The sequence below is a fragment of the Streptomyces palmae genome (assembly GCF_004684805.1).
In the GTDB taxonomy this organism is placed as follows: domain Bacteria; phylum Actinomycetota; class Actinomycetes; order Streptomycetales; family Streptomycetaceae; genus Streptomyces; species Streptomyces palmae.
This window is the reverse complement of record NZ_SRID01000510.1, coordinates 1-3,919: the sequence shown is the minus strand read 5'-3', so window position 1 is coordinate 3,919 and position 3,919 is coordinate 1. Positions and strand designations below refer to the sequence as shown.

Annotated in this window: 2 protein-coding genes and 1 pseudogene; 2 read left to right on the top strand and 1 reads right to left on the bottom strand. The window is 74.8% G+C overall.

The window, feature by feature from the left end:
- The first annotated feature begins 384 nt into the window (after nt 1-384).
- Complete coding sequence (locus E4099_RS30110) at nt 385-1,707, top strand: SGNH/GDSL hydrolase family protein (protein WP_245245309.1); 1,323 nt, start codon at nt 385-387, stop codon at nt 1,705-1,707.
- 174 nt (nt 1,708-1,881) lie between these two features.
- Here the strand turns inward: E4099_RS30110 and E4099_RS30105 are convergent, their stop codons facing one another.
- Nucleotides 1,882-2,589 (bottom strand): DUF1707 SHOCT-like domain-containing protein, encoded by a 708-nt coding sequence (locus E4099_RS30105; protein WP_245245308.1) that lies wholly within the window; start codon nt 2,587-2,589, stop codon nt 1,882-1,884.
- 656 nt (nt 2,590-3,245) lie between these two features.
- Between E4099_RS30105 and E4099_RS30100 the strand changes: the two are divergent.
- Nucleotides 3,246-3,919 (top strand): annotated as a pseudogene (locus E4099_RS30100) (hypothetical protein); the annotation flags it as partial.

The window sequence follows — 3,919 nt, the reverse complement described above, 5'->3', positions numbered from 1 at the left end:
CCCGCCTCCGCGTCCGCCGCCGACCCCGCGTCCCGAAGCACCTTCGGATCCGCTTCCGGACGGCCTCCACAACCGCTTCCAGCCCAGCCATGGCCTGTTTACGGCCTACTTTCGATCTCCTTCCGACCCTCTTCCGGTCTGTGGGTGCCCCTGCCTCCGCGCCGCCTCGAGCGCGCCCAACGGCCGTCTCCGGTATGCCCCCACGGGGGCGGCCGACCAGTGCCGCCGACGCGGGGCGGGGCCGGTGCGATGACCTGTTCGTGGGATCATGGTGGGCCGACCGGACGACGGCGGCGGTGCCACCCGCTTATTCGCGGCGCGCCGCGTCCATCTGTCCATGGGGAGCCCCAGGGCTCCGCACGCCACCCGAGGAGACTTCCGCAGATGACCGTGCCCTCCATGCCCAGACGGGCGGCGTTCGCCGTGCTCGCTGCGCTGGTCGCGGTGGTGGCCCTGGTCTCGACCGCGATATTCGTCGGAGTGGGCCGCGGTGCCGGGGTGCTGGACACCCGCCCACGGGAACGGCACGATCCGGTCGCCCCGGCGACCACCGGCAGTTGGGTGGGCACCTGGTCCGCCTCGGCCGCCGCCGCCGAGCCCAACTCGTACCAGGGCTACCCCGGCATGTCGATCCGCAACGTGCTGCACACCAGCATCGGCGGCAACAGCGTCCGCGTCCATCTGTCCAACCTCTACGGCACCCGGCCGCTCTCCATCACCCACGCCTCGGTGGCGGTGGCCGCCGCCCCCAGCACTCCCTCCGCGGCCTCCGGCACCATGCGCCGGCTGACCTTCGGCGAGCGCACCGGGGTGACCATCCCGGCCGGTCGGAGCGTGGTCAGCGACGCGGTACGGCTCACCGTGCCGGACGCCGCCGACCTGCTGGTCACCACCTACTCCCCCACCCCCTCCGGCTCGGTCACCTACCATCCGCACGCCCGGCAGACCTCGTACCTGGCGCGCGGCGACCGCACCGAGGACGCCTTCGGCCTCGGCTACACCGAGCAGAGTCCGTACTGGCGCTACGTCACCGCCGTGGACGTCTGGTCCAAGGAGGCCCAGGGTTCCGTCGCGGTGCTCGGCGACTCCATCACCGACGGGATCACCTCCACCGCGGGCGCCAACCACCGCTGGCCCGACTACCTCGCCACGCGGCTGCGCGCCGAGCCCGGCGCGCCCCGGTACGGCGTGCTCAACCAGGGCATCAGCGGCAACCAGGTGCTCACCGACGGCCCCGGCTTCCCGCCCGACAACCCCGCCGCGCTGAACCGGATCACCCGCGAGGTGCTGTCCCGCGGCGACGTCCGCACCGTCATCGTCGAACTCGGCATCAACGACATCATCCGCCCGCCGCGCAAGGCCAACGCACGCCAGATCGTGGACGGGCTGCGACGGCTCACCGAGCTGGCGCACAGCCGCGGCATCAAGGTGGTGGGCGGCACCCTCACCCCCTTCGAAGGCCACCGGGGCTGCACACCGCGGCTCAACGCGATGCGCCAGCAGGTCAACCGGGAGATCCGGGCCGGCGGGGTCTTCGACGTGGTGGTCGACTTCGACCGCGCCCTGCGCGACCCCTCGGCCCCGCAGCGGCTGCGCCCCGAGTACGACTCCGGCGACCATCTGCACCCCAGCGACCGCGGCTACGAGGCGATGGCCCGCGCCTTCGACCTCGACATCCTGCGCCAGACCCGGGACGCCACCCTCTGAGCCCCACCCTGGATGCCCGCCCGGCGCCGGGTGGGCGTCCAGATCCCCTGAGACGCCCGCTCGCGCCCGGCAGACGGCCGTGGCTCCCAGAGGCGCCGACTCGCGCCCGGCAGACGGCCGTGGCTCCCGGAGAAGCCGACTCGCGCCCGGCAGACGGCCGTGGGAGGGGCGGCCCTACTTCCCACCGTCCAGCTCGCGCCGCCCGTGCCGTTCCCGGTGCCGGAGCCTGCGCTCCTCGCGGCGCCGGTACCGCTCCATCCGGCGCTCCTCACGCCGCCGCCGCAACTCGGCCTTGGGCTCCTTGCGCTCCACCGAGACCCCGCCCCAGAGCGCGAGCCCGGTGATGGTGATCCGGGGCGCCCCGGGGGTGCCCTCGCCCGCCCCCTTGTCGTCGAACCCGCCGAGGATGCCGACGCCGTTCACGTACACCTCGGCACCCATCGGTACGACCACCTCCACCCCGCCCATGACGGCGAAGCAGCGGATCACCACGTCGCGGTCCTCGAAGCGGGCCTCGCGCAGGTCGAGCTGCCCGCCGCCGCACAGGGCCAGGGCGGTGAAGCGGCGCGCCACCGCCCAGTTGCCGCCCCGCAGGAAGCCGCCCATCACCGCGATACCGGTCTTCGAGGTGGGCTGATGGCCGATCCGCGCACTCCAGCCCGAGCGCTCCACGGCACGGCCGGGCACCGTCCCGGTGGGCACCGGCAGGTCCCGTACCAGCGGCTCCAACTCCCGGTGGGTCCGGGCCCGGTAGGCGGCGTCCAGCCGCTCCTCGAACTCCTCCATCGTCAGCCGCCCCTCGGCGACACCGTCCCGCAGGGCATCGGCGACGCGCTCACGCTCGGCATCGGAGGCCCGCATCTCGGGGAGGTCGTCGCTCATGGCGCACAGCCTAACGAGGTACGGACACCGGTTCGGCGGCATCGCGGTCCACGCCCGGCATCCCCAGCGACCGCCCCGAGTCCGGGAGTTCCGCCGTACCGTGGCGGGTTACCCCCCGGTGGCCGCACCGCTCGCCTCCCGGGCCGGATACCCTGCCGCAGTGGCCGTGCGGTACCTCGCGTAGCGTCGGGTTCCGCCGTTCGCGGCGCACGCGTACGCACCCCACCCTCCACCCCATGCCACACTCCACGAGCGCGGTGCGGTGATCCGGGGGAAGGGTCGGGGTCGCCACCGCACGGAGTGACGAAGATCATCCGTTCGGCCGGTCACAGAGCTGTCACAGGTGGGCAGCACCGGCGCGCCCCAGTAGCGGATGATGCGACAGTGTTTTATGGGGCGTACCACGCTATTCGCCCGACAGGTCATCATTCCGCCGCAGCACAACCTTCTACGGCGGCCGAGGAGTCTCTGGAGACATGAGCGACGAGCCCCACCAGCAGGAACCCCGGCACCCTGAGGACAGAAGTGGTCCCCCTTCCACTTCCCCGTCCGGTTCCACATCCGCTCCCGGCTCCGGTCCCCGCTCCGGCCCCACCCGGGCCTCCCGGCAGGCGGACGGCACCCCTTCGAGCGACTCCCCCGACCCCGATGGCGGAATGACCCGTTCCGGCGACGCGCGGTCCCATGACTCCCGCCCCGGCAGCGGCCCTCGACCTGACGGCGACACACGGTCCGGCGACGGCCGCACCGGCGGCCTGTCCCGCTCCGAGCACGCGGCGCGCCGGGACGGCAAGGCACCCTCCAGGGACCAGCCCGCGTCCGGCCCCACGTCTCCCGAGGGCACCGCCGCGCCCGGCGCCACTCCGGCCAAGGGCGCGGCCGCCAAGCGGCCCGCCGCCGAGCGCGCCGCCCAGGGTGCGACCGACGGCGCGGAGCCCAAGGCGGGCCGGCCCGGCGGGGCGGCGTCCGGCAGCGCCCCCCGGCATGACACCACCCAGGGCAACGCCCCCCAGAACAAGGCCGCTCACCGGAACGCCGCCCAGAGCCAGGGCGCGGGGAGCCAGGGCGCCCAGGGCAAGGCGCCGCGCGCCGACGCGCCCCAGGGCGGCGCGGCCCCGAAGGCGGCCCGGCCCCAGGGCACCGGCAGCACCGGCGCCAAGGCGGGGGCGACCGCGCCCGGGAGCGGCACGCCCGCCGGCAACACCCCGCAGGGCAAGCCGCTCGCCGGTCCCGCGGGCAAGGCCCCCAAGGGCGGCGCCCCGCGCCCGGGCGCCGCACGCGAGACCGCTGCGGCCGGCGCGGACCCGGCCCGGTCCCCCCTCTACGCCAC